The organism is Xanthomonas sp. LMC-A-07, from assembly GCF_030208825.1.
Taxonomy (GTDB): domain Bacteria; phylum Pseudomonadota; class Gammaproteobacteria; order Xanthomonadales; family Xanthomonadaceae; genus Xanthomonas; species Xanthomonas campestris.
Window position 1 is genome coordinate 533229 of the sequence record NZ_JARVTF010000008.1, and the last position, 25540, is coordinate 558768.

General features: G+C 66.7%; 24 protein-coding genes, 2 tRNA genes and 1 other RNA gene. 14 read left to right on the top strand and 13 right to left on the bottom strand.

Features of this window, described 5'->3' with window-relative positions:
• Nucleotides 1–38: 38 nt before the first annotated feature.
• Nucleotides 39–653, bottom strand: a complete 615-nt coding sequence (locus QRM89_RS09705; RefSeq protein WP_285446034.1) for a CDP-alcohol phosphatidyltransferase family protein — start codon at nucleotides 651–653, stop codon at nucleotides 39–41.
• A gap of 75 nt (nucleotides 654–728) precedes the next feature.
• Between QRM89_RS09705 and purH the strand changes: the two genes are divergently transcribed.
• The 4 genes from purH (at nucleotide 729) to yccS (ending at nucleotide 6841) form a co-directional block, all read left to right on the top strand.
• The gene (gene purH / locus QRM89_RS09710) at nucleotides 729–2312 is read left to right on the top strand and encodes a bifunctional phosphoribosylaminoimidazolecarboxamide formyltransferase/IMP cyclohydrolase (RefSeq protein ID WP_285447905.1); all 1584 of its coding nucleotides are present in this window, start codon (nucleotides 729–731) and stop codon (nucleotides 2310–2312) included.
• Between the two features lie 23 nt (nucleotides 2313–2335).
• A complete protein-coding gene (locus QRM89_RS09715; protein WP_285447906.1) occupies nucleotides 2336–3181 on the top strand; it encodes a hypothetical protein in 846 nt (281 codons plus the stop codon).
• Between the two features lie 33 nt (nucleotides 3182–3214).
• A complete protein-coding gene (gene purD / locus QRM89_RS09720; protein ID WP_285447907.1) occupies nucleotides 3215–4510 on the top strand; it encodes a phosphoribosylamine--glycine ligase in 1296 nt (431 codons plus the stop codon).
• Between the two features lie 117 nt (nucleotides 4511–4627).
• Nucleotides 4628–6841, top strand: coding sequence for a YccS family putative transporter (yccS, locus tag QRM89_RS09725; protein ID WP_285447908.1), 2214 nt, complete (start codon nucleotides 4628–4630; stop codon nucleotides 6839–6841).
• 180 nt (nucleotides 6842–7021) lie between these two features.
• Here yccS and QRM89_RS09730 read toward each other — a convergent pair.
• Together QRM89_RS09730 and QRM89_RS09735 are read right to left on the bottom strand one after the other, a co-directional pair.
• Nucleotides 7022–7087: non-coding RNA, sX9 sRNA (locus tag QRM89_RS09730), on the bottom strand.
• Between the two features lie 61 nt (nucleotides 7088–7148).
• Complete coding sequence (locus QRM89_RS09735) at nucleotides 7149–8339, bottom strand: MFS transporter (RefSeq protein ID WP_285447909.1); 1191 nt, start codon at nucleotides 8337–8339, stop codon at nucleotides 7149–7151.
• Between the two features lie 101 nt (nucleotides 8340–8440).
• On the opposite strand from QRM89_RS09735, the gene QRM89_RS09740 reads away from it, so the two are divergent.
• The 5 genes from QRM89_RS09740 to QRM89_RS09760 all read left to right on the top strand — a co-directional run bounded on the left by QRM89_RS09740 (nucleotide 8441) and on the right by QRM89_RS09760 (nucleotide 12620).
• The gene (locus tag QRM89_RS09740) at nucleotides 8441–9343 is read left to right on the top strand and encodes a LysR family transcriptional regulator (protein ID WP_285447910.1); all 903 of its coding nucleotides are present in this window, start codon (nucleotides 8441–8443) and stop codon (nucleotides 9341–9343) included.
• 67 nt (nucleotides 9344–9410) lie between these two features.
• Nucleotides 9411–11333, top strand: a complete 1923-nt coding sequence (locus QRM89_RS09745) for an MFS transporter (protein WP_115007246.1) — start codon at nucleotides 9411–9413, stop codon at nucleotides 11331–11333.
• A 334-nt stretch (nucleotides 11334–11667) separates the two neighbouring features.
• The gene (locus tag QRM89_RS09750) at nucleotides 11668–12012 is read left to right on the top strand and encodes a CD225/dispanin family protein (RefSeq protein WP_014509198.1); all 345 of its coding nucleotides are present in this window, start codon (nucleotides 11668–11670) and stop codon (nucleotides 12010–12012) included.
• Entirely contained in the window at nucleotides 12012–12422 is a 411-nt protein-coding gene (locus QRM89_RS09755; protein ID WP_273677322.1) for a DUF2752 domain-containing protein, read from the top strand. Before QRM89_RS09750 ends, QRM89_RS09755 begins: the two co-directional genes overlap by 1 nt.
• A gap of 18 nt (nucleotides 12423–12440) precedes the next feature.
• Entirely contained in the window at nucleotides 12441–12620 is a 180-nt protein-coding gene (locus tag QRM89_RS09760) for a hypothetical protein (protein ID WP_076053453.1), read from the top strand.
• A gap of 233 nt (nucleotides 12621–12853) precedes the next feature.
• On the opposite strand, the gene QRM89_RS09765 is transcribed toward QRM89_RS09760, so the two are convergent.
• The 5 genes from QRM89_RS09765 to QRM89_RS09785 all read right to left on the bottom strand — a co-directional run bounded on the left by QRM89_RS09765 (nucleotide 12854) and on the right by QRM89_RS09785 (nucleotide 16519).
• Nucleotides 12854–13747: a membrane protein gene (locus tag QRM89_RS09765; RefSeq protein WP_012437204.1), complete on the bottom strand. Its 894-nt coding sequence runs from the start codon at nucleotides 13745–13747 to the stop codon at nucleotides 12854–12856.
• A gap of 136 nt (nucleotides 13748–13883) precedes the next feature.
• Nucleotides 13884–14783 (bottom strand): NAD(+) diphosphatase, encoded by a 900-nt coding sequence (nudC, locus tag QRM89_RS09770; protein ID WP_285447911.1) that lies wholly within the window; start codon nucleotides 14781–14783, stop codon nucleotides 13884–13886.
• Nucleotides 14784–14859: 76 nt separating this feature from the next.
• The gene (erpA, locus tag QRM89_RS09775) at nucleotides 14860–15246 is read right to left on the bottom strand and encodes an iron-sulfur cluster insertion protein ErpA (protein WP_011035737.1); all 387 of its coding nucleotides are present in this window, start codon (nucleotides 15244–15246) and stop codon (nucleotides 14860–14862) included.
• Nucleotides 15247–15325: 79 nt separating this feature from the next.
• Nucleotides 15326–15778, bottom strand: a complete 453-nt coding sequence (locus tag QRM89_RS09780) for a polymer-forming cytoskeletal protein (protein ID WP_011035736.1) — start codon at nucleotides 15776–15778, stop codon at nucleotides 15326–15328.
• Between the two features lie 3 nt (nucleotides 15779–15781).
• Nucleotides 15782–16519 carry a DUF6776 family protein gene (locus QRM89_RS09785; protein WP_116891132.1) on the bottom strand — a complete coding sequence of 246 codons (738 nt, stop codon included), beginning with the start codon at nucleotides 16517–16519 and terminating at the stop codon, nucleotides 15782–15784.
• Nucleotides 16520–16646: 127 nt separating this feature from the next.
• Here QRM89_RS09785 and QRM89_RS09790 point away from each other — a divergent pair, with 127 nt between their 5' ends.
• Genes QRM89_RS09790 through QRM89_RS09800 form a run of 3 tightly spaced genes read left to right on the top strand, consistent with a single transcriptional unit; the run spans nucleotide 16647 to nucleotide 21574 of the window.
• A complete protein-coding gene (locus QRM89_RS09790; protein ID WP_011035734.1) occupies nucleotides 16647–17273 on the top strand; it encodes a DUF4126 domain-containing protein in 627 nt (208 codons plus the stop codon).
• 38 nt (nucleotides 17274–17311) lie between these two features.
• Nucleotides 17312–19270, top strand: coding sequence for an EAL domain-containing response regulator (locus QRM89_RS09795; protein ID WP_285447912.1), 1959 nt, complete (start codon nucleotides 17312–17314; stop codon nucleotides 19268–19270).
• 39 nt (nucleotides 19271–19309) lie between these two features.
• On the top strand, nucleotides 19310–21574 hold the full coding sequence (locus tag QRM89_RS09800) for an ATP-binding protein (protein ID WP_285447970.1): 2265 nt from the start codon (nucleotides 19310–19312) through the stop codon (nucleotides 21572–21574).
• 304 nt (nucleotides 21575–21878) lie between these two features.
• Here the strand turns inward: QRM89_RS09800 and bfr are convergent, their stop codons facing one another.
• The 3 genes from bfr to QRM89_RS09815 form a co-directional block, all read right to left on the bottom strand.
• Nucleotides 21879–22349 (bottom strand): bacterioferritin, encoded by a 471-nt coding sequence (gene bfr, locus QRM89_RS09805; RefSeq protein WP_011035731.1) that lies wholly within the window; start codon nucleotides 22347–22349, stop codon nucleotides 21879–21881.
• 222 nt (nucleotides 22350–22571) lie between these two features.
• A complete protein-coding gene (locus QRM89_RS09810) occupies nucleotides 22572–22781 on the bottom strand; it encodes a (2Fe-2S)-binding protein (protein ID WP_042597299.1) in 210 nt (69 codons plus the stop codon).
• 80 nt (nucleotides 22782–22861) lie between these two features.
• Nucleotides 22862–23479 (bottom strand): RNA pyrophosphohydrolase, encoded by a 618-nt coding sequence (locus QRM89_RS09815; protein WP_011035729.1) that lies wholly within the window; start codon nucleotides 23477–23479, stop codon nucleotides 22862–22864.
• 117 nt (nucleotides 23480–23596) lie between these two features.
• On the opposite strand from QRM89_RS09815, the gene QRM89_RS09820 reads away from it, so the two are divergent.
• Nucleotides 23597–23673 (top strand) — tRNA-Met (locus tag QRM89_RS09820).
• A gap of 54 nt (nucleotides 23674–23727) precedes the next feature.
• Nucleotides 23728–23802 (top strand) — tRNA-Gln (locus tag QRM89_RS09825).
• Between the two features lie 809 nt (nucleotides 23803–24611).
• Here the strand turns inward: QRM89_RS09825 and rpsI are convergent.
• Together rpsI and rplM are read right to left on the bottom strand one after the other, a co-directional pair.
• On the bottom strand, nucleotides 24612–25004 hold the full coding sequence (gene rpsI, locus QRM89_RS09830) for a 30S ribosomal protein S9 (protein WP_011035728.1): 393 nt from the start codon (nucleotides 25002–25004) through the stop codon (nucleotides 24612–24614).
• A 2-nt stretch (nucleotides 25005–25006) separates the two neighbouring features.
• A complete protein-coding gene (gene rplM, locus QRM89_RS09835) occupies nucleotides 25007–25435 on the bottom strand; it encodes a 50S ribosomal protein L13 (RefSeq protein ID WP_003483082.1) in 429 nt (142 codons plus the stop codon).
• Nucleotides 25436–25540 lie beyond the last annotated feature (105 nt).

Sequence of the window (25540 nt, forward strand, 5' to 3'; positions counted from 1 at the left end):
GAAAGAGGTTGGGGATCGAGAAAACCGGGCGCTGCGCGTCAGCGCGCAGCGGCGTCGGCCAGGCCGGCGCGCACGCGCCGCCACACGGTTGCAGCGCAGGCCAGGCACAGCAGCAGCGCGACCCCGGTGACGCCATGCCCACCGAGCAGGCCAAACGCCAACGCCAGACCGAGCGCACCGATGACGAAGGCGCGGTCGCTCTTGCCCATCGGCCCGTCGTAGCGGCGGCCGGCGCCGACCATCAGCCCGAGCACGCCGGCGTATTCGGTCAGTGCGGCCAGCAGCGCAAAGCTCCACAGCGCGCTGGCATTGACGCCGGGCACGCCGAGCAGGCTCAAGTACAAGGTTGCATCGGCAACCACGTCGCACAGCTCGTTGAGGTAGGCGCCCAGGCGCGATTGTTGGCCGAACTCGCGCGCCAGCATGCCGTCGATGGCGTTGAGCGCCATGCGCAGCAGCATCCACACCGGCAGCAACAGATACAGCAGCGGCCAGCTGGCGCCGGCGCGGTACACCACCGCGGCCACCAGCACCGAGATGGCCGCCGCGATCAGGGTGACCTGATTGGCGGTGATGCCGCCGCGGTAGAGCGCGCCAACCATGGGCCGCAGCAGGTCCTGGAAGCGTCCTTTCAGAGCATAGATCGAGGCCATACCGGTGGTTGAGTCCATTCGAGCGCTGGCGCAGCCTACAATATCGGCTGCCCCGCAACGACTGCCCTTTCACCCATGGCCTCTGATTTCCTGCCCGTGCGCCGGGCCCTGCTCTCCGTTTCCGACAAGACCGGCCTGATCGACCTGGCCCGCGCGCTGGTGGCGCGCAACGTCGAGTTGCTGTCCACCGGCGGCACCGCCAAGGCAATCCGCGATGCGGGCCTGCCGGTGAAGGACGTAGCCGAGTTGACCGGTTTCCCGGAAATGATGGACGGCCGCGTCAAGACCCTGCACCCGCTGGTGCACGGCGGCCTGCTCGGCCGCGCCGGTGTCGACGAAGCAGTAATGGCCGAACACGGCATCGCGCCGATCGACCTGCTGGTGCTCAACCTGTATCCGTTCGAGTCGGTCACTGCCAAGGCCGACTGCACGCTGGCCGATGCGGTGGAAAACATCGATATCGGCGGCCCGGCGATGCTGCGCAGCGCGGCGAAGAATTTCGCGCGCGTGGCGGTGGCCACCGACCCGGCGCAATACGCCGACCTGCTGGCCGAGCTGGAGGCCAACAACGGCCAGCTCTCGGCGGCCCAGCGCTTTGCGCTGTCGGTGGCCGCGTTCAACCGCGTGGCGCAGTACGACGCGGCGATCAGCAACTATCTCTCGGCCGTGGCCGACAGTGCGGAGAGCGTACCCACGCGCAGCCCGTTCCCGGCGCAGATCAATTCCAATTTCATCAAGGTGATGGACCTGCGCTACGGCGAAAACCCGCACCAGTCCGGCGCGTTCTACCGCGACCTGTATCCGGTGCCGGGCACGCTGGCCACCTTCCAGCAGCTGCAGGGCAAGGAACTGAGCTACAACAACCTGGCCGATGCCGATGCGGCGTGGGAATGCGTACGCCAGTTCGAGCGCTGCGCCTGCGTGATCGTCAAGCACGCCAACCCGTGCGGCGTGGCGGTGGGCGTGGCCTGCGGCGATGCCTATGAGCTGGCCTATGCCACCGACCCCACCAGCGCGTTCGGCGGCATCCTGGCGTTCAACCGCACGCTGGATGCAGCCACCGCCAAGGCCATCCTGGATCGTCAGTTCGTCGAAGTGCTGATCGCCCCGGACTACGCGCCCGGCGCGCTCGACTACGCAACCAAGAAGGCCAACGTGCGCGTGCTCAAGATCCCGCACGGCGCGGGCCTCAACAACTACGACACCAAGCGGATTGGCTCTGGCCTGCTGATGCAGTCGGCCGACAACCGCGGCATGTCCCTGGGCGAGCTGAGCGTGGTGACCAAGCGCGCACCCAGCGATGCCGAACTGGCCGATCTGCTGTTTGCCTGGCGCGTGGCCAAGTACGTCAAATCCAACGCGATCGTGTATGCCAAGGACAGCCGCACCATTGGTGTGGGCGCCGGGCAGATGAGCCGCGTGGTCAGCGCCAAGATCGCCGCGCTCAAGGCCGAAGAAGCCAAGCTCGAGGTGGCCGGGTCGGTGATGGCATCGGATGCATTCTTCCCGTTCCGCGACGGTATCGATGCCGCGGCGGCGGCCGGCATCCAGGCGGTGATCCAGCCGGGCGGCTCGATGCGCGATGGCGAAGTGATCGCCGCCGCCGACGAACACGGTCTGGCGATGGTGTTCACCGGCGTGCGCCACTTCCGGCATTGATCCACACGACAAGGACCGTCCCGATGCACCGATCGCACGCACTGGCCGCGCTGCTGGCGGCAGCCGCCCTGCTGGGTGGATGCAAACAGGCTCCCGCTCCCGCGGCGGCGCCTGCCACCCAGGCACCGGCCACGCCGGCCGCCACGTCCCGCCTCAGCCGCACCGCGCGGCTGGAGGCGTTCGTGCGTACGCGCTATGGCGACAAGGCCAGCCTGTCGGCCGACTGGGCCGGTGAAGCCGATGGCTTCAAGGCCAACAGCCAGGTCTGCGCCGAACAACCGGTGGTGGTGGGCGAGCAGGTGCAGCAACTGCTGGCGGTCTGCCACAGCCTGAGTGACGGCGGCCACGGCAATCCGGGCCTGGTCGACTTCTTCGTGCTGCGCGGCGAAGGCGATGGCTTCAAGGTGGTGGCGGAGAAACTGTCCGACACCTTCGGCAGCGATGGCCAGCCCGGCAGCGTGGACATCCTGCGCCTGGGCAGCGACTTCTATGGCTTCATCGTGCACAGCTTCTGGATGGGCCAGGGCCTGCTGCTCGAATCGCAGGACCTGGTGGTGCCCGGTCCCAAGGGCCTGGCCAACGCCGGCTCGCTGCGCAGCCATATCGACAACAGCGGCTCCATCAGCTGCGAAGACGCCGCGCGCGAGCCAGACCAGACCGAGGCGCAATGCCGCGCCGAAGCCTTCAATGTCGACTTCACCCTGGACGTGGACAGCAGCAACATCCAGGCGCGCACCTGGCCGCTGCAGATCCACGAACACGGCACCGATTGCGGCGTTGCGCTGGACACCACGCATACGTTCGCGCTCGACACCAAGACCTGGACCTACCCCTTCCCCAACGCCCTGCAGCGCGAAGATTGCAGGTAGCGCCCCTTTCCCCCGTACTAGCGAGCAGCCCTCTTGAAAATCCTCGTCATCGGCTCCGGCGGCCGTGAACATGCCCTGGCCTGGAAGATCGCGCAGTCCGCGCGCGTGAGCGAGGTGCTGGTCGCACCGGGCAATGCCGGTACCGCCACCGAAGCCAAGTGCCGCAACGAGGCGATCAAGGTCGATGACCTGGACGGTCTGCTGGCGCTGGCACAGCGCGAGGCCGTTGCGCTCACCCTGGTCGGCCCGGAAGTGCCGCTGGTGCTGGGCGTGGTCGACCGCTTCCATGCCGCTGGCCTGCGCATCTTCGGGCCCACCGCCAAGGCCGCGCAGCTGGAAGGCAGCAAGGCGTTCGCCAAGGACTTCCTGGCCCGCCACGGCATTCCCACCGCCTATTACGCGGTCCACACCGAGGTGGACGCCGCGCTGGCCTACGTGCGCGAGAAGGGCGCACCGATCGTGATCAAGGCCGATGGCCTGGCCGCCGGCAAGGGCGTGATCGTGGCGATGACGCTGAGCGAGGCCGAAGACGCGGTGCGCGACATGCTCTCGGGCAATGCGTTCGGCGATGCCGGCGCACGCGTGGTGATCGAGGAATTTCTGGACGGCGAAGAAGCTAGCTTCATCTCGATGGTCGACGGCACACACGCCTTGCCGATGGCCACCAGCCAGGACCACAAGCGCGTCGGCGATGGCGACACCGGCCCCAACACCGGCGGCATGGGCGCGTATTCGCCGGCGCCGGTGGTCACGCCCGAGGTGCATGCGCGGGTGATGCGCGAGGTGGTCGAGCCGACTGTGCAGGGCATGATCGCCGACGGCGTGCCGTTCACCGGCTTCCTCTACGCCGGGCTGATGATCGATGCGCACGGCGCGCCCAAGGTGATCGAATTCAACGTGCGCTTCGGCGACCCGGAAACCCAGCCGGTGATGCTGCGCCTGCAATCGGATCTGGTGGATCTGGTGGAAGCGGCCATCGACGGCACCCTCGACACCGCGCAGGTGCAGTGGGACCCGCGCCCATCGCTGGGCGTGGTCATCGCCGCAAAGCCCTACCCGGAAACCCCGGTCACCGGCGAGGTCATCACCGGCCTGGACGCGGTGCCGGCTAGCGCCAAGGTCTTCCATGCCGGCACGGCGCTCAATGCCGCAGGCGAGGTGGTCAGTGCCGGTGGCCGCGTGCTGTGCGTGGCCGCGCTGGGCGACAGCGTGCTGGATGCGCAACGCACCGCCTACGCCGGCCTGCAGCCGATTCACTGGGCCAGCGCCTTCCAGCGTAGCGACATCGGCTGGCGCGCGATCGCCCGCGAGCGCGACGCGAAGACCTGATGCATGGCGTGCAGCGGCGGCGGCCACGCCGCCTACTGACAAAGGACTAGCCGGCCTGCACACCGGCGGCGCGTGCCTGCGGCAATAATGCCTGGGCACGCTTGCCCTTCAGAGACCGTGGCCACCACTTCGTTCGAATCCCGCCTCAGCCGCCTGTGGGCCCATGAAAAGGCCAGCTATGGCCTGCGTGTGTTCATCGCGCTGGCGGTGGCCATGGGCGTGTGCTGGCACTGGCAGCAGCTCACCGCGGTGCCGGCGCTGTTCCTGGGCGCGATCGCCAGCGCCATCGCCGAGACCGACGACAACTGGCTGGGCCGCAGCAAATCGGTGCTGCTCTCGCTGCTGTGCTTCGCTGCGGCTGCAGCCGCGGTGGTGGTGCTGTTCCCGTATCCGCTGGCGTTCGTGACCGGCATGGCCGTGGCCACCTTCTCGCTCACCCTGCTGGGCGCACTGGGCGAGCGCTACGCTTCGATCGCGCAGGCCACGGTGGCCTTGTCGATCTACGCCATGATCGGCATGGACCAGCACGGCAGCCACGATCCGAGTATCGCCTGGCATGGCGCAGCGCTGCTGCTGGGCGGCGCCACCTGGTACGGCGTGCTGTCGATCCTGTGGACCATCCTGTTCGCCAATCGCCCGGTGCGCGAGCGGCTGTCGCGGCTGTTCTTCGAACTGGGCCGCTATCTCACGCTCAAGGCCGACCTGTTCGAACCGGTGCGGCAAAGCGACCTGCATGCACGCCGGCTGGCGCTGGCCGAACAGAACGCCAAGGTGGTGGGCGCGCTCAACGCGGCCAAGACCGCCATCATGAGCCGCTTCGGCCGCTCCGGCCGGCCGGGCGTGCAGTCCGGGCTGTACTTCCGGCTGTACTACATGGCGCAGGAATTCCACGAACGCGCCAGCTCCTCGCACTACCCGTACGAAGCGCTGACCGACGCGTTCTTCCACAGCGATGTGCTGTACCGCTGCCAGCGCCTGCTCGCGCTGCAGGGCAAGGCCTGCGCCGCGCTGGGTGAGGCAATCCGGCTGCGCCAGCCGTTTGATTACGGCGATCACAGCCGGCTGGCCACCGACGATCTGCGCCAGTCGCTGGACTACCTGCACGCCCGCGCCGACCCCGCGCTCACCCGCCTGCTCGGCGCGCTGGAATTGCTGGTCACCAACCTGCAGACCATCGAGCGGCGGCTGTCCGAAGCGGCGCAATTCGATTCCACCAGCGACAACCTCGACACCCGCCTGCGCGATTCCTCGCCGCACACCGTGCGCGAGATGGCCGCTCGCCTCGGCCAGCAACTCACGCCCGGCTCGGTGCTGTTTCGCCACGGCCTGCGCATGGCGATCGCGCTGGTGGTGGGCTACGCGGTCATGCAATCGATCCATGCCGACAACGGGTACTGGATCCTGCTCACCACCGCGTTCGTGTGCCGGCCCAATTACGGCGCCACGCGGCTACGGCTGGTGCAACGCATTGCCGGCACCTTGATCGGCCTGATCGCCACCTGGGCGTTGATGCAGTTGTTCCCCGGCACCGAAGTGCAGTTGTTGCTCGCACTGGCCGCGGCGCTGATCTTCTTCATCACCCGCACCGACCGCTACATGCTGGCCACCGCCGGCATCACGGTGATGGCGTTGTTCTGCTTCAACCTGCTCGGCGATGGCTTCGTGCTGATCTGGCCGCGCCTGATCGACACCGTGATCGGCTGCGCCATTGCCGCTGCCGCCTCGTTCCTGATCCTGCCGGACTGGCAAGGCCGCCGCCTCAACCAGGTGATGGCCACCGTGCTGGCCAGCTGCGCGCGCTATCTGGCGCAGGTGCTGGAGCAGTACGCCAGCGGCATGCGTGATGATCTGCCGTACCGCATCGCCCGGCGCGACATGCACAACGCCGACGCCGCGTTGTCGGTGGCGCTATCGAACATGTTGCGCGAACCCGGCCGCTACCGCCGCAACCTGGACGCGGGCTTCCGCTTTCTGGCGTTGTCCAACACGCTGTTGGGGTATCTGTCGGCGCTGGGCGCGCACCGGGCCGCGCTCGATGGCGAACACGACGCCGGCATTGCACAGGCCGGCGATTACCTGCAGCGCACACTCGGCGAGATCGCCAACGCACTCAGCCTGCGCCAGGTGCTACCTGTGCACGATGAAACCGAAGAACTGGCCATGGCCGATGCACTCGAGCAGCACGCCGTGCAACTTCCACCCAAACAGCGGTTGGTGCGTGACCAACTGGCGCTGACCCTGCGCCTGCTGCCCAAGCTCCGCGCCGCAGCGGTGGCGGTCACCGCCGCCCCGGTCGAGGCCACCGCGCCCAAGGCGCTGCAGGGCGCTTAAGCTCCAGGCAGTGCGCGATCGGCACACCGCCGTCTCTGCCATGTCGTCAGCAGGTGGCCCCACACGAGAGGCCTGCGTCAAACGATCAAACGTATTTCAGCGGTGCCCCTCGCGCGCACCGCTGCCATTGCAGACCACACGCATCTGCAACACTCACCCATCTGCTGCTGCACTTAGAGCGGCTAACAAATCGTCGCGAGCAGCCGTCAGGTGGGCGCGGAGGAACCGGAATGTATGGGGGTACATGCCGATTCCGAGCACCGGCCGCGCCCGCCTGGCGGCTGCGCAGTCGTTTTGATCGCTGCGCTTACTTCCAGCTACCACGCGCCACACTGAGTGCCACCCAGCCCAGCGCCGCCAACGCCAGTACGGCGCCGCCGATCACCACCCCGTTCCAGCCGGCCTGCGCATACGCCGCAGTGCCCAAGGTGGAGCCCACCGCGCCACCGATGAAATAGCAGGTGATATACGCAGAGGTGATGCGGTTGCGTGCATGCGGATTGCGCTGATAGATCACGCTTTGGTTCGCGATATGCACGCCCTGCACCGCGATATCCAGCAACAGCACGCCGATGATCAGCAACACGATCGAGTGCGGTGCGAAGGCCAGCAGCCCCCACGACAGCAGCAGCATCACCAGCCCGCCCCAGCTGACGCGGTCGCCGTGCCCATGATCGGACCAGTGCCCGGAGCGGTTGGCCGCCAACGCGCCGGCGGCACCGATCAGGCCGAACAAACCGATCACCGCAGTGCCGTAGCCATAACCCGGCCCGGACAGCAGGAACGCCAGCGTGGTCCAGAACATGCTGAAGCCGGCAAACAGCAGCCCACCCAGCACCGAGCGCGAACGCAGCACCGCATCCTCGCGCAGCAGCGTCAGCACCGAGCCCACCAACTGCGGATACGACAGTTGCGCATTGCCTGGATGGCGCGGCAGCCCCCGCCACAACAGGCCGGCGGTGAGCAGCAGCAGAGCCGCGGCAATCCAGTACACGGTGTGCCAGCCACCAACGCCGGCCAGCAGCCCGGCGGCGGTGCGGGCCAGCAAGATGCCCAGCAACAGCCCGCTCATCACCGTGCCGATCACCCGCCCGCGCTCCTGCGGGGCGGCCAGGGTGGCCGCGAACGGCACCAGAATCTGCGCCGCCACCGAGCTGGCACCGGTGACGATCGTGCCGGCCAGCAACATGCCGAAGCTGTGCGAGGCCGCGCTCACCAGCAGGCCCAACGCACTGAGCACAAACAATCCCACGATCAACCCGCGCCGCTCCAGCCGGTCGCCCAGCGGCACCAGCAGCAACAGGCCGGCCGCGTAGGCCAGCTGCGCGGCGGTCACCACCGCCCCGGCGGTGCGCACCTGGATCTGGAACGCCTGCGCCAGTGTCTCCAGCAGCGGTTGCGCGTAGTAATTGCTGGCCACGGCCAGGCCGGTGGCCGCGGCCATCAGCAGTACCAGCCGGCGCGGCGGCGGTGGGTGGGAAATCGGTTCCGACGTCATGGCAGCAACCTAGTGTGAAGTGGATGGGGCGCAGTGTGGTCGGCACAGGGCCATCTTTCCAATGTATTGTTTTCACCGCTCCCATCTTTTTTCGAGATCGCATGTTGACCCTGCGCCAGCTGGAGTTCGCCGTGGCGGTGGCCGACGAAGGCGGCTTCACTGCGGCCGCGCGCCGCTGCAACACCGTGCAATCCGCGCTCAGCCACCAGGTCGCCAAGATCGAGGAGCTGCTGGGGGCGCGTCTGTTCGAGCGCGGCACCCGCCAGGTGCGCCCCACCGCCGCCGGCGAGGTGTTTCTGCACAACGCGCGGCAGACGCTGCGCGCGGCCGAGCGCCTGCATGAAGAAATGGCCCAGGCGCTGGGCACCGTGCGCGGCCGGCTCACGCTGGGGCAGATCTCCTCGCTCACCACGGTGCAGGTGCCGGCGCTGCTGCACCGCTTCCGCAGCGCACATGCGCACGTGGATGTGCACCTGCGCACGGCCATGAGCGACGCCCTGCTGCACGACCTGCGCGAAGGCCGGCTGGACCTGGCCCTGGTCGGCGTTGGTCCGCAGGTGGTGGTGCCGGAGCAGCGCCTGCTGCTGCACGAAGAAGCACTGGCGCTGATCGTCGCCCCCGGCCACCGCTTCGCCAGCCGCAAGCGCGTGGCATTGGCCGAGCTGGACGACGAGCCGATGGCCGGGCTGATTCCCGGCGCCGGCGTGCGCGGCATCATCGACGCGGCCTTCGACCAGGTCGGCCTGCACCAGCGCCTGCAATACGAAGTCACCCATGCCGATCTGGTACGCGAGCTGGTCGCCGCCGGGCTGGGCGTGGGCATCGTGCCGCAGACCATGGCCGGCGCCATGCGTGGCGTGGTGGCGCTGGCGCTGAAGGAACACTTCCGCTTCCTCACCTATGCGGTCTGGCGGCCGGACCCCACCCCGGCCACGCGCGCCTTCATCGCCCTGCTGCGCGCGCAGGTGGAGCAGCAGCGCCCGGCGCGACGCCCGATGCGCTGAGCCGCAGCGGGCGCTCCCAGCCCGGCGCTGAAGCCTGCTAGGCTGCGCGCGTCGCGAAGGAGTCCGCATGTCCGGTCACAGTCAGTTCGCCCTGCTCAGGCAGCGCCGCTTTTTGCCGTTTTTCACCGTGCAGGCGCTGGGCGCCTTCAACGACAACGTCTACCGGCAAGCCATCATCGGGCTGCTGTTCTACCTGGGCATCGACGCGGCGCAACGCACGCTCTACACGAATCTGGCGCCGGCGCTGTTCATCCTGCCCTATTTCCTGTTCTCCGCCCTGGCCGGGCAGATCGCCGAGAAACTGGAAAAGCAGAAACTCATCGTGATCACCACCACCATGGAGATCGCGATCATGTCGCTGGCCGCGGTGGGCTTCATCACCGAGAACATGGTGATCCTGCTGATCGCACTGTTCTGCACCGGCCTGCAATCCACGCTGTTCGGGCCGGTGAAGTATTCGATCCTGCCCTCGGTGCTGAAACCCGAGGAACTCACCGGCGGCAATGGCCTGGTCGAGATGGGCACCTCGATCTCGATCCTGTGCGGCATGATCTTCGGCGGCTTGATCTTCCAGATCGCCGGCAGCCACGGCCCGGTGGCCGCTGCCACCGCAGTCATTGCCATTGCCGTCACCGGCAACCTGGTCGCGCGGCTGGTGCCCAAGGTCGATGCCGGTGCGCCGGAGTTGACCATCAACTGGAACCCCATCCCCGAATCGCGCGCGATCATGCGCCTGACCCGGCGCACGCCGGCGGTGCGCAACGCGGTGCTCGGGGTGTCGTGGTTCTGGTTCATTGGCACCGTGCTGACCGCGCAGCTTCCCACCTATGCGCAGCTCAATCTCGGCGGCCAGCAGGACCTGTACGTGTTCGCGCTGGCGCTGTTTTCGATCGGCACCGGCGTCGGCTCGCTGCTGTGCGAGCGGCTGTCTGGGCGCACCGTGGAAATCGGCCTGGTGCCGCTGGGCGCCTTCGGCATCAGCGCGTTCCTGCTGGATCTGTATTTCGCGCGTCCGGGTGCGGCGCTGGCAAGCGACCTGTCGATCGGCCAGTTCGTGCAGCAGGCCGGCAGCGTGCGGCTGATCGTGGACCTGGTCGGCATCGGCCTGTTCACCGGCCTGTTCGTGGTGCCGCTGTTCGCGCTGATCCAGAGCCGCACGCCCAAGGCCGAGCTGTCGCGCGTGATCGCCGGGCTCAACATCCAGAATTCGTTGTTCATCGTCGCCGCGGCCATCATCGGCATCGCCCTGCAGCTGCCGCAGCTGGTGCTGTTCGGGGTGCGCATTCCGCTGCCGGGGTTGAGCATTCCGCAGGTGTTCCTGGCGCTGGCAATCGCCAATACGCTGGTGGCGCTGTGGATCTTCACCCTGGTGCCCGAATTCCTGATGCGCTTCCTCAGCTGGGTGCTGGTGAGCGTGCTGTACCGGCTGCGTGCGCACGAGATCGATCGCCACGTGCCCGACGAAGGCGCCGCACTGCTGGTGTGCAACCACGTCAGCTACATGGACGCGCTGATCCTCTCGGCGGTGATTCCGCGCCCGGTGCGCTTTGTCATGTACTACAAGATCTTCCGCATCCCGGTGATGCGCTGGATCTTCCGCACCGCCAAGGCCATCCCGATCGCCGGCGCGCGCGAAGACCCGGCACTCATGCAGCAGGCTTTCGACCGCATCGATGCGGCGCTGGCCGACGGCGAGCTGGTCTGCATCTTTCCCGAAGGCGCGTTGACCAAGGACGGCGAGATCGCGCCGTTCAAATCGGGTGTGGAAAAGATTCTCGAGCGGCGCCAGGTGCCGGTGATCCCGATGGCGCTGCGCGGCATGTGGTCGAGCATGTGGAGCCGGCGCGACACCCGCCTGGGCCGCATGCGCGTGCCGCGGCGGATGCGGGCGCAGATCGAAGTGGTGGCCGGCCCGGCGATTGCCGGCGATCAGGCCAGCGCCGCGTTGCTCGAACAGCGGGTACGTGCGCTACGCCAGGAGCACGCCTGACGGCCAGGGCGCATGCGTGCCCGGCACTGGCGGGCGCTGGCTTTGCGTCCGCCGCGCCCGGCGAGTAGCCTGTGCGCCATCGCACGTTTCGCGCCGCTGCCCGCGGCGCGCAGAGAGCAGGTCGCAGCAAGGGGGAAGTGCCGTGTGTCCACATGTCATGCCGCAGGCGCAGGTCCTGGCCGGCGGTCGCTGCCTGTGCCAGTCACGGACGGCGCGCATGGTGCCCACGCTCGCGTTCGCTTGACTGCGGCCAGGGACGTCGCTTCGGTGCCGGCCCATTGATCACCGTGTCTTGTTTCACCGCTGGATTCATCACCACCCAAGGAGCTTCACCATGAGTGCCGTCCCACCGCCGATCCATACCCCGTCCACCGCCGCGCCCGGCCCGGTTCCCAATCACCTGATCTGGGCCATCGTGTCCACCGTGATCGGCTTCTGCCTGTGCTGCCCGGCGCTGATCTCCGGCATCGTGGCGATCGTGTTCGCCAGCAAGGTCAACAACCTGCTCAACCAGGGCGACATCGACGGCGCGCGTCGTGCCTCCAACACCGCCAAGACCTGGTGCATCGTGACCTCCGTGCTGGCCGGTATCGGCCTGCTGATCAACATCGGCATGGTTGCCACCGGTGGCATGCAGGGCTACATGGACTACATGCAGCAGTTGCAGCACATGCAGTAATGGAGCTGCGTCCATGCCACTGGCTTGGACTGGGGGCGGCCACCAGCGTGGCCGCCGTCGGCGTGTCGCTGCTGTATCGCTTCGACCCGAACGCGAGCAACAGCCCGTTCCCGCCCTGCATGTTCCGCGCCGTCACCGGGTGCTACTGCCCCGGTTGCGGCATGACCCGCGCGTTGTATGCGCTGGTGCATTTCGATCTGCCCGGCGCCTTCGCCATGAACCCCGCCGCCGTGCTCGGCCTGTTCACCCTGCCCGGCCTGATCGCCTGGAAAGCCGGCTGGCGCGCCCGCTGGTTCGCCCCGGTAGTGGCAGTGATGTCGGAACCGAAGTTCTGGTTGTGGGCGCTGCCCACGTATTGGGTCGCCCGGAATCTGCCGTGGTACCCGTTTACGCTGCTGGCACCTGGCTAGGACGGAAAGGACGACGCAGTGACGCTTGAAGAAGAAGCAGACCGCGCGACCGTGCATGTCGCAGGAAAGATTGTTCAAACGGTCTGGCGCCACCGATCCAGCGAACTCGTTATCCAGTTTACTGATGGAAGCCGGATCTTCGCTGATGTCAAAGAAGATGCGCTTGAGCTTTCGATTACTGGTTGCAGCAACGACTAACAGATCGCCTCTGATCGGATCGTTGCTCCAACAACTCTGCAAATTGAACGCGATGTTCGAATCGCATGCAGGCCTCGACAGAGAACAGCTGCGTGATCGGTTGATGCTTTATTAAGAGCGGCTAACAAAACGTAGCGAGCAGTTGTCAGGCGGCTGCGCAGTCGTTTTGATAGCTGCTCTAAGTCGTTACGCGCAGATTCTGCAGTGCTCACAAATAGCAATGCACGCACCGCTTAGCGCACCCAACCGGCAATCACCAACAGCGCCAGCATCACCATCCACAGCAGCAACACGCGCCAGACCAGGCTCATTGCATCGCGCACTTCGGGCAGGCGGCGCCAGACCGGCACCAGGCCCGAATCAGTGTAGTCGTGCGCTTCCTCGCGCAGCTCGGCACTGACGCTGGCACGCGCCACAGCACCGAGAAAATGCGGCTCCAGCGACCAGCGATTGCCATGCGCTTCGCGCCAGGCGCGGAACACCGTGTCGAAGTTACCCACCAGCGCCATCGACACCGTCATCAACTGCGCCACCGGCCATTCCAGCGCGGCCAGCAACCAGCGCGCGCCGGCCAGGTTGCGGGGCGGCAACAAGACCGACACGGGGCTTTCCACTGCCAACGCAGTGAGCCGGTACAGCACCGCGCCGAACGGCCCCAGCAGCAGGAACCACCACAACACCGCAAACCAGCGGCGCAGGCCGTTTACCACCACCGCTTCCACCAGCGATGGCGCATCTTCGTGCACGCTGCCGCCGGCCGCCTGCAGGTGCGAAATGGCCTCGCGCCGCAGCGCCGGCTCATCGGCGTCGATCACCGCTTCCACATCGCGGTCCAGATCGCGCGGGCCCCAGGTCCAGGCCAGCACGGCCACGCCGAACAGCAAGGCCAGAAATCCGTGCCACACATCGTCCAGCAGCCACTGCAGCAGGAGCACCACTGCCAGGGCTGGCAGCAAGGCCAGCAGCACGCCGTAGCGGCCCTGCCACGCACCGCGCCCGGCTGCGTAGCTGTCCAGCCGGCGCAGCCACTGCGCAAACCACTCGAAACGGCGCAGCCGCACCACCTGGGCAGGCAGCACATGCCCCAGCGCGAGCGCAACGATGACGGCAACCAGGGTGGTAAACATGGGCGGGCCTCCTCAGCCGAGTCTAGCTGAGCGGGCGCAACCGGCGTGCGTGAGCCGCGCGCCGGTGCTGCGCACGTAATGCCGCGGTGCACCGCAATCGCGGGCGTTCAGCAACTCGCAGGCGTGGTGGGCGCGCTCAGCCATGCGTGCGGTACCAGTGCTCGATCAACGCACGCGCGATCGAGATAGCCGGCGGCAGGCCAATACCGGTGTCGCCCGATTCGCCGGCCAATGCAGCGCCGATCTCCGCGTGCGAAACCCAGCGCGCGTCTTCCAGCTCGCCAGTGACCTGCGGCAGTTCGGTGGGTGCGGCCGTTGCCGCAAAGCCCAGCATCAAGGCACCGGGAAACGGCCACGGTTGCGCGCCCAGATACTGGCAGCCCTGGACCTGCACCCGGGTCTCTTCGAACACTTCGCGCGCCACGGTCTGCTCCAGCGATTCGCCCGGCTCCACGAAGCCGGCAATCACCGAATAGCGCCGCGGCGCCCAGCTGGCTTGCCGCCCGAGCAACAGGCGCTGCCCGTCACTAACCGCAACGATGATCGCCGGGTCCACACGGGGGTAGTGTTCGGTCTGGCATTGCGTGCAATGCGCAATGAAGCCGGCACGGCGGAACGCGATCGCCCCACCGCACACGCCGCAAAAGCGGGTGCGCGATTGCCAGTGCAGCATCGCCCGCCCATAGGAAAACGCAGTGGACAGCTCGGCCGGCCAATCGGCGGCGGCCTGGCGCAGGTCCACGCGGTGCGGCAGCTCCGTGGCTACCTGCTCGGCCGCCAGGGCGAACCAGCCCACCCCATCGCGCAGGCCCAGGAAGATCGCCGCGCCCGGCGCATCGGCCAGGGCGGCGCCGTCGCTGAGCAACGGCTGGCCCTGGGCATCGGCAGCGGCCGTGCCCTTGGCATCGATCAACAACACGCGGCCCGTGGGCCATAGACGCGCAATCGCGTCGGGATCGTCACGCAACACGTCGCCGCGATCGAGCGGCGCATGCGTGAAGGCAAAAGCAGACAACGAAAAAAGAGGCTCTGACATCGGCGCAAGCCTGCCGACAATCGGCAACGCCCGCAACCATCGCACCGACCCAACCCCGGCTAGCGCCGGGATGCGTTCAGACGCTGAAGCTGCTGCCGCAGCCGCAGGTGGTCTTGGCGTTGGGATTGCGGATCACGAACTGCGCACCGGTCAGGCTTTCGGTGTAGTCCACCTCGGCGCCCATCAGGTACTGCAGGCTTAAAGGATCCACCAGCAGGGTGACGCCGTCGGTGGCCACGGCCAGGTCGTCCTCGGCGCGGTTCTCATCGAACTCGAAGCCGTACTGGAAGCCGGAACACCCGCCACCCTGGATATACACACGCAACGCCAGCTCGGCGTTGCCCTCCTCCTGGATCAGCTCGCGCACCTTGGCGGCAGCGGCATTGGAGAAGTTCAGCGGCCGGTCGATGGACTGGTAGTCCGGCGCCGGGGCGGCAGTGGGAAGCGAAACGAGCGTACTCATGGCGTCAGCATGAGGGCCAGGAGCCCCCACTTCAAGCCGGGGCGCCCGGATCCGGCGCCCGGGGCCGCTGGCGCTGCGCTCAGGCGTCGGCCGCTTCGGCCTGCAGGGCCTTGACCGGCTCGGCGGCGCGGCTGGGTTCCGGGGCCGGCAAGGCAGCAGTGGCACCGGCGGCAGCGGCATGGATCAGCCGCCCGGTCAGCTGCGCACCGGCGCTCATTTCCACCACCTGGTAGTGCACATTGCCCTGCACGCGCGCATTGGCGGCCAGTTCTACCCGCTCGGCGGCATGCACGTCGCCGGTCAGCTGGCCGTTGATGATCACCACCGGTGCGCGCACTTCGCCTTCGATGCAGCCCTGCTCGGCCACGGTCAGGATGGCACTGGCGCCGTCCTCGGCAATCACCTTGCCCAGGATGCGGCCTTCCACATACAGGCCACCGCTAAAGGTCAGGTCGCCGCGGATGACCACCTGTGGTCCGATCAAGGTATCGACCACGGTCTGCGCGCCACGGTTGGACTTGTTTCCGAACATGAGCTACTCCCCCGCGCCGTTGCCGGCGACTTTCCAATCGAATGTCTGATTGACCGGCGCCCCATCGCCGCTCAGAGAGATTTTGACACGTTGCGGGGTGAAATCCTTCGGCAGGATCACGCTGCCGTCCAACTGCTGGAAATAGCGGAACGAATACGGCTGGCCGGCTGCATCGGGCTTCTGGTGCAGCTCGTTCCAGCTCACCGTAACCAATTTGCCGGCGCGCACGCCTTCCACCGCAAAGCGCAGCTGCCCCTGGCTGATCGCGCCGCGGTTGAGGTTCTGGGTGAGCACCACGCTGTAATTCCAGGTGCCGCCGGCTTCGGCAGTGAACTGCACCGAATGCGCATTGAGCCCCTTGCGCTGCGCGGTGGAGCCCACCAGCCTCTCGTAGAAGGCTACGTCGGCGCGCAGCGCGGCAATCTGCTCGTCGCGCTCGGCCAGCGAGGCCTGCACCTCGGTGTTGGCAGCGCGACTGATTTTGTCGGACATCGCCAGATTCACCTGCCGCTGCTGCAGTTGCTCGATCTGGCGGCGCTGCTCGGCCTGCACGCGCTGGGCCTGCTGCAGGCCGGCTTCGGCCTCGACCAGGCGCGGCGCGGCGGTGCGGCTGGCCATCCACCAGACCCCACCCAGCGAGGCCAGCCACACGATCACCAGCACCGCCCACAGCCAGGGCCGGCCGGAGCTGGGGCTGCCGGCATCGCGTGGAACGATTTGAACGCGCGCGGTAGGTCTCATGGGCGTGGGCTCCGGACGGGCCGGTCTGTGATCGGCGGCGTAGTGTGCCAGAGCATCGCCGGCCCTCACGCTGGCGCCCGGCCGGCCGTTATCCGATAGTTCCGCATCCTTTGCGTGGAGCAACGCCATGAGCGAGGCCCATCTGTTCGTCATCGGCATCCTGCTGGCCTGGCTGGCGGGCATCCGCGTCTATCTCACCGTGTTCGGGGTCGGGTTGGCCGGCCTGCTCGGCTGGATCGAACTGCCACCGGCCCTGGTGCCCGCGCAATCGTGGTGGGTGCTGGGCACTTCCGGCGCCCTGGCGGTGGCGGAGTTCTTCGCCGACAAGATCCCCGGCGTGGATTCGGGCTGGGATCTGCTGCAGACCCTGGCGCGGGTGCCGGCCGGCGCCTTCCTGGCCGCGGCCACGCTGTCGCCAGACGGCGATCTGGCTACCGGCGCATTGGCGGCCGGCGCGGGCGTGGCACTGACCAGCCACACCCTCAAGGCCGGCACGCGGGCCTTGCTCAACACCTCGCCCGAGCCGGCCAGCAACTGGATCGCCTCGCTGGCCGAAGACACCCTCACCGCCGCCGCGCTCGCCCTGGCAGTGGCGCACCCGTGGCTGGCGTTGAGCGTGGCGGTGGGCAGCAGCCTGCTGGCCGCGCTGGTGGTGGTCTGGGTGTGGCGCCTGTTGTGGCGTGGCGTGCACCGATTGGTGGCGCCGCTACGCGCCGCCTCGACATCGGCTGTACGCCGCTCCCCGCTATCGTGAAGTTCATCGCATAATCATCGCGACTGCAGGGAGTATCGATGGCCGCCCGAGATCCGGTTCCTTCCACCCGTGACGACACCGCGACACGTAACCGCGCGCTGCGCGCTGAAACCCCGCCGGCCGACTATTGGCGCCGCTGGGCCGACGACGCCGCATCCGCCGACAACGCCGAGCCGGTGAGCGCCACGATCATTCCCGCCCCCGCGCTTGCCGCAGTGGCCAACGTCACGCCACCGGTCCAGCAAGCCGCTGCCAGCCTGCCGCGCAGCGCAGCCTCCAGCGCACCTGCGCCGGCCGCTGCCGCGCAGCCAGCTGGCGGCAATGGCGCTGACAATGTCAATGTCGCTGCCGACGCGCCCTATCGCGTGCTGATCGTCGAGGACGACCGCTCGCAGGCCTTGTTCGCCCAGAGCGTGCTGCACGGCGCCGGCATGCATGCGCAGGTCGAAATGACCGCCGCCAGCGTGCCGCAGGCGATCCAGGACTATCACCCGGACCTGATCCTGATGGATCTGCACATGCCCGAGCTCGATGGCATCCGGTTGACCACGTTGATCCGCCAGCAACCCGGCCAGCAGCTGTTGCCGATCGTCTTCCTCACCGGCGACCCGGATCCGGAGCGCCAGTTCGAAGTGCTCGACAGCGGCGCGGACGATTTCCTGACCAAGCCGATCCGCCCCCGTCACCTGATCGCCGCGGTGTCCAACCGCATCCGGCGCGCGCGCCAGCAGGCGCTGCAGCAGGCCGGCGAACAGGTCAGCGTGCGCAGCAATCCGGAAACCGGGCTACCCACGCGCGGCCACGTCATGGAACTGCTCGCCGATGCACTGGCACGCAAGCAGAGCGGCGGCCTGTTTTTCATCGAAATCGCCAGCGCGCTCGGTTTGCGCGAGCGTTATGGCTACGCCGCCTACGAACGCCTGATGACCCAGGCCGGCCATCGCCTGGCCAGCGTCGCCCAGCCGTATCCGCTGGCGCGCCTCAACGACAACAGCTTTCTGCTGCTGGGCGTGGAGATGGACGAAGCCGGCCTGGAAGCGTACGCGCTGGAGATCCGCCAACGCCTGTCTGCGCATGCCTTCCCGGTGCGCGAAGAAGAATCCGTGCATGTGCGCTGCGCTATCGGTGCCGCACCGCTCGGCCTGGGCTTCGACGATACCGGCAGCGCGCTGGAAGCGGTCGAGCGCACCGCACTGCAGGCCCGCCTGCGCAGCGACGGCGTGCAGACCTATCTGGCGCCCAGCCAGGCCGAGCAACAGGAACAACTGCGCCTGGTCGAAGGCCAGCTCGAACTGGCCTACCAGCCGATCGTGGCCGTGGCCGGTGGCGATACCGCGCAATACCAGGTGCTGCTGCGGCTGCGCCAGGCCGACGGCACCTTGCTGTCGGCCGGTCAGGTCATCCCGGCCGCCGAAGCGGCCGGGCGTATCGCCGATCTCGACCAGCAGGTCATGGATCACGCGCTCGGCCTGCTGCATCTGTACCAGCACGCCAGCCCGCCGCTGCGGCTGTTCGTCTCGCAATCGCCGCGCACGCTGGCGCGCGACGCCTTCGCCGACTGGTTGCTCAAGGCCATCACCGAGCGTGGCGTGGCCGGGCAGTCGCTGATCGTGGACCTGCGCCTGGACGATGCGCTGATCCACGCCGTCACCGTGCAGCAGTTCTGTGCCCGCCTGATGCCGGCCGGCGTGCAGTTCTGCCTGAGCCAGTTCGAACCCGGCGATGAAGCCAACGCACTGCTCAGCCAGTTGCCGCTGAGCTTCGTGCGCATGGCCAACCGCTTCGCCGATGCACACGGCAACGCGGCCGTGCGCGACGAGTTGCGCGGGGTGATCGACATCGCGCACCAGCGCGGCCTGCTGATCATCGGCCAGCGCATCGAAGATCCGCAGGCCGCCGCCGCCATGTGGATGAGCGGCGTGGACTTCATCCAGGGCAACCTGGTGCAGACGGTCGGCAAGGAACTGGACTTCGACTTCACGAACGCGGTGCTCTGAGTGGCGGCGCGGGCAGGAGGCCTTCGCGGCTGGAGCACGCTGGTCACCCTCGCCGCACTGGTTGCAGCATCCGCTGCAGCGTTGCAGTGGCTTGGCATCGCAGGGCCATGGGGGAGCGTCACCACCGCTGCCAGCGTGCTCGCGCTGGTTTGCGGCATCTGTACCGCTGTTGCTGCTTATCGCGCCAGCCGCGCACTGGGCGCACTCACCCGCCAGCTCGACGACACCAACACTGCGCAAGCGCGCATGCAGCAGGAGTTGCAGCGCCACGGCGAACTGGAACAGGAACTGCTGCGCGCCAAGCAGGCCGCCGAAGCCGCCTCGCTGGCCAAGGGCGAATTCCTGGCCACCATGAGCCATGAGATCCGCACCCCGCTCAACGGCATCATCCCGATGCTGGAGCTGATCTCGCGTGGCCAGCTCAGCCTGGACCAACGCGACATGCTGCAGACCGCCACCGGCAGCTCGCTGCAGCTGCTGCGCATCGTCGACGACATTCTCGATTACTCCAAGCTCGAAGCGAACAAGCTCGAACTGGAAATCACCACCTTCAACCTGCGCGAGCTGCTCGACGGTGTCGCCCAGCTGATGCAGCGCACCGCCGAAGGCAAGCAACTGCGCCTGGGCCTGGACATCGAACCGTCGGTGCGCCTGCTGGTGCGCGGCGACCCGATCCGGCTGCGGCAGGTGCTGGGCAACCTGATCGGCAACGCCATCAAGTTCACCGAACGCGGCAGCGTGGACATCCAGCTGCGGCGCCTGGGCGAAACCCGCGCCCAGCACCTGCTGCGCTTCCAGGTCCGCGACACCGGCATCGGCATCGCAGCGGACCAGCAGGCGCGCCTGTTTCGCTCCTTCGCCCAGGCCGACGCCTCCACCACCCGCCTGTATGGGGGCACCGGGCTGGGCCTGGCCATCTGCAAACGCATCATCGACCTGATGGGCGGCCGCATCGGCGTGGAATCGGAGCCCGGTCGCGGCGCCACGTTCTGGTTCGAGATCCCGCTGCTCAAGGTCATCGGCGACCTGCAACAGACCACCGGCGCCGACGCCGCACGCGTGATGGTGATCAGTTCCGACGCACGCCTGTCGCAGCGGCTCAAGCGCCTGCTCGATAGCTGGGGCATCTCGCACGTGCTGATGGAAACCACCCAGGAAGCGCTGGAGCGCGTGCGCCGCCACACCGACGACGAAGGCTTCCGCTGCGTCATCGCCGACCACGAGACGCTGCGCTACAGCGCGCGCGCCGTGCATCGCGCCCTGGCACGGCCGGAAGACCTTAGCGGCTCACGGCTGATCTGGCTCTACGGCGACGAGCCGGTGCCCGACGAACTGCAGGCCAACGCCACCCTGGTGCCGCGCCAGAGCCCGGACGAAACCCTGCGCGCGCTGGTGCTGCCACCCGAGCCCAAGCCGCCCGTGGCGCCCACGCTGGCGTCCGCGATGATCCCCGAGCCACTGCCGTCGCCAGTGGCGCACGCGCGCGACGTGCGCATCCTGTTGGTCGAAGACAACCCGGTCAACCTGCTGGTCGCGCAAAAACTGCTGGGCGTGCTCGGCTTCGAGGCCGACACCGCCACCGATGGCGAAGCCGCGCTGAGCAGCATGGAATCCACCCGCTACGACATGGTTTTCATGGATTGCCAGATGCCGGTGCTGGACGGCTATGCCGCCACCCGCCGCTGGCGCGCCATGGAAACCGAAAGCGGTGGCCGCCCGATCCCGATCGTGGCGATGACCGCCAACGCCATGGCCGGCGACCGCGAACGCTGCCTGGCCGCGGGCATGGACGACTATCTCTCCAAGCCGGTCGCCCGCGAACAGCTCGATGCCTGCCTGCAGCGCTGGCTGCCGCGCCAGGCCCTGTTGCCAGGCCCAAGCACCGGAGCCCCCAGCGCGGATGCCGAGAGCGCTGCCAGCGCCGCACAAGCGCGCGCGCTGCCGATCCTGGAAAGCGGCGTCATCGACGAGTTGTACGAAGTAGCAGGCGCGGACACCATCCGCATCCTGCAGCTGTTCCTGGAAGACGCCCCCGGCATCATCGAAGGGCTGGAAGCGGCCGCCAGCAATCGCGACAGCATGCAGCTGCGCGATCTGGCCCACACCCTGAAGTCCTCCAGCGCCAACGTCGGCGCCCAGGCGCTGGCCAACGCCGCCCGCCGCATCGAACTGGCCGCACGCACCGGCACCATCGAACGCCCGTCGGTCATGGTCGCCCTGGTCATCGCCGAATACGCCCGCGCCCGCCTGGCGCTGCTAGGCCAAGTCACACGTTTGCAAGCCGCCAGTCGCGCTGCGGGCTGATTGCTGGTTGGTTGGCTGCGTGGCGCAGCTCTCTCTCAAGATCGCAGCGTCGTAGTTGTTCAATCGAGCGTCGTAATTCTCAACGGGCGTCAACCGCGTCTTGGCCTTTGCCAGTCCTGGGCAAGCGCGCTTGAGCGCGCAAGTCAGCAACAGGTTGATAACGATGCGCCCCTGCATTGGTCATCATCGCGCCCACGGTACCGACGTTGAGAAGCCGCAACAGCAGGCGGGCACGGGCAGACGCCACGCGCGCGCAAGCGACTCACCACAGCAGCCGCAGGAGCTGCGGCTGCCCTCAGCGCGTTCAGTCGTCCAGCTTGGTCAGCAGATAATTCGGTTCGCCGATACGCGCCACCAGATCCAGCTGGGTCTCCAGCCAATCGATGTGCTCTTCTTCGGACTCCAGGATGTCCACAAAAAGCTGGCGGCTCACGTAGTCCTTGACGGTCTCCGCATAGGCCACCGCTTCGCGCAGCACCACGACCGCCTCGCGCTCAAGCGCCAGATCGCAGCGGAACATCTCGGTCGGGTTCTCGCCGATGCGCAGCTTGCCCAGCGCCTGGAAATTGGGAAGCCCCTCGAGGAACAAGATGCGGTCCGACAGCTTGTCGGCGTGCTTCATCTCGTCGATGGATTCCTTGTACTCATGCTCGGCCAGTTCTTTCAGGCCCCAGTTCTTCAGCATCTTGGCGTGCAGAAAATACTGGTTGATCGCAGTGAGTTCGTTGTAGAGCACCTTGTTGAGGTACTCGATGACTTTGGTATCGCCCTTCATGCGATGTCTCCGAGACAGTGAGCCGGCCGCACTCTAACGCGTTGCCGCCGCGCATGAAGGAACGCGAATCGTGATCAGTTGCGGAACGCGCCGCTGGCGCGTCACTCGCTGGCCTGCTGTCGCCGCAGCCACCAATGGCATTACCAAGCGCGATGGCCGCAGAGGATTAGGCGCCGCTTGCCTCCAAGCGTGGCGCCTCAGCACCTACGCCAACAACCAGACTCAGGCAGCGCTGGCGAATCCCAACATCGGCAAGGGCAATGTGCGGCTGGCATGTGCCTGGCTCAGCAAATCGCCCGCCATTTCCAAACAGGACCCGCAGTTGGAGCCACAGCCGGTGCGCATGGTCAGCTCGGCAAGGCTGGCGCAGCCGTTCTCGGCCGCTTCGCGGATCTGGTGGTCGGTGACCCCATTACAGATGCAGACGTACACGGTATCGGTCAGGTGCTGGCGGTCCGGAGGAGACCGGGACTGATTGCACCGCAAACGAGAATAGGTGTCAATTCCAAACGTTAATCATTATTAATCCGCACGGGCAAAACCCCGCCGCGCTTACGTGGGCGCTTACGCGGCCGGTCGTGGCCGGCAGCGCTGCTGCCCGGCAGCCAGGCTTCCAGCGCACGCTGCGGCATCACGCCCACCGCTGCTGGCCCGGCCACGGTCTGGGCCAGTGGCGCGAGATGACGCAATGCACGTGCATACACGCCGCGCTTGAACATCACCACGTGCTCCACCGGATACCAGAAATCCACCCAGCGCCAGTGATCGAACTCCGGGCTGTCGGTATGGTCGAGCTTGAGGTGCGATTCCTGGCCGGTGAACTGCAGCAGGAACCAGACCTGCTTCTGGCCGATGCACACCTGGCGTTCGTTGCGACGCACCGCCCGGCTGGGTAGGCGATAGCGTAGCCAACCAGGGGTAGCACCGAGCAATTCCACATGCTCGGGCAACAACCCGGTTTCTTCGCGCAACTCGCGGTACATGGCTTCCACCGGAGTCTCATCGGTATTCATGCCGCCTTGCGGGAACTGCCAGCCATCCCTGCGCACACGTCGTGCCCAGAACACCTGACCATCCTCACGCATCAGCACAATGCCGACGTTTGGCCGGAAACCGTCCGGATCGATCACGATGCGGACTCCTGAAAATCTACTGTCACCGACTCTGCCACGGCGACGCCCGGCTCACAAGCTGAAAACGAAATGCTTGACAACATCTCCGCCCATCGTAAAATTGGCGGTTCCCTAGGCTATGTAGCTCAGCCGGTTAGAGCACAGCACTCATAATGCTGGGGTCGGTGGTTCGAGTCCACCCATAGCCACCAAGGTGTTCAGGCCCTCACAGGCATGCGATACTCTTGGACCAACACGTTTTATATTGCCCCGTCGCCAAGCGGTAAGGCACCTGACTCTGACTCAGGCATTCGGTGGTTCGAATCCATCCGGGGCAGCCAAACACGAGAGGTCCGATCTAACGATCGGGCCTTTTTTGTTGCGCGCCATCTCGCCGCTGCACGTAAACGACAGCGTGCTGGCGTAGAGCGGCACCCGCTCTCACCGAGATCGCCTCTCGCAACAGACCTGCGTTGCAAGTGTTTACACGCGCGAAAGCACGTTCAGAGCAAGCGCCTGTAGGAGCGCGCGCGCGATGAAGCTTTCCCAGTAAAACCCCATCGCGCTCAAGCGCGCTCCTACCGAAGCAAGCGGACACGGCTGCCACAACACCGGCAATCAGAAAACCCGCAGCGCGGCTAGAGCACCCGGTTCGTGCGCGACGATCGCGCTGCAACGGCTCCACCACGTTACAGCTGCTACTCGCGGAAGTGCGGGCCAAGCAAGCATCTATAGGAGCGCGCTAGCGCGCGACGAAGCTTTCCAGGTAACGCCCATCACAAACATCGCGCCCACGTGCGCTCCCACAGCGGCGACCTCGTCAAGATTTCCACAACACCGGCAACCAGCAAGAACCGCTATCCCAGAGCGGCACGCTTCGCCACATCCGATTTGTGACTTGCCTGCATCAGTCTCAAAACGGCGTCGATGCCGCTACTCCCAGTCGAACAGAAGGCGAGCCTTACACAGACCCAAATGCGTATGACGGAGGCAAACGCCCGATCGTTCGACCAAACCAGCACCACGCCGCATGACACAACGGCCGCCAATAATCAGACCAAAAAATGACGTGCCCAAAACGACAAAAGCCCCGGCATTGCCGGGGCTTTTGAAGCATCCCGGCGAACCGGGACGCAGCAAACGCGATGGATCAGCGCTTGGAGAACTGGGTCGCGCGACGCGCCTTGTGCAGACCGACCTTCTTACGCTCGACTTCACGGGCGTCACGGGTCATGAAGCCAGCCTTGCGCAGCTCGGACTTCAGGGTTTCGTCGTACTCGACCAGTGCACGGGCGATGCCCAGACGGATCGCACCGGCCTGGCCGGTGGTGCCGCCGCCGGAGGCGGTGACCAGGATGTCGAAGCTCTCGGTGTTCTTGGTGAGTTCCAGCGGCTGACGCACGATCATGCGCGCAGTCTCACGGCCGAAGAACTCGTCCAGCGGACGGTTGTTGACGGTGATGTTGCCGGTACCCTTGCGCAGGAACACGCGAGCGGTGGAGGACTTGCGGCGGCCAGTGCCGTAGTTTTGCGTGATAGCCATGATTAGATATCCAGAACTTGCGGCTGCTGAGCGGCGTGCGGATGCTCGGCACCCGAATAGACCTTGAGCTTGCGGTACATGGTGCGGCCCAGCGGGCCCTTCGGCAGCATGCCCTTGACGGCGATTTCGATCACGCGCTCCGGGTGGCGCTGCAGCGCCTGCTCCAGGCTCTCGGTCTTCAAGTTACCGATGTAGCCGGTGAAGCGGTGATACTTCTTGTCTTTCAGCTTGTTACCCGTGACCACGATCTTCTCGGCGTTGATTACCACGAGGTAATCGCCGGTATCGACGTGAGGGGTGTAAACAGGCTTGTGCTTGCCGCGCAGGCGGCGAGCCAATTCGGTGGACAGACGGCCGAGCGTCTTGCCGGCGGCGTCAACGAGATACCAGTCGCGCTGGACGGTCTCGGACTTGGCGGTGAACGTAGTCATGAGAAAACTCTTGAGTGTGGTCGGGCGGATTGCAGCGGCAATGACCGCTGGAACTTTGCCACGCGTTGTGAAGGCGAAACAGAAGAGGCGGGATTGTACGGGACG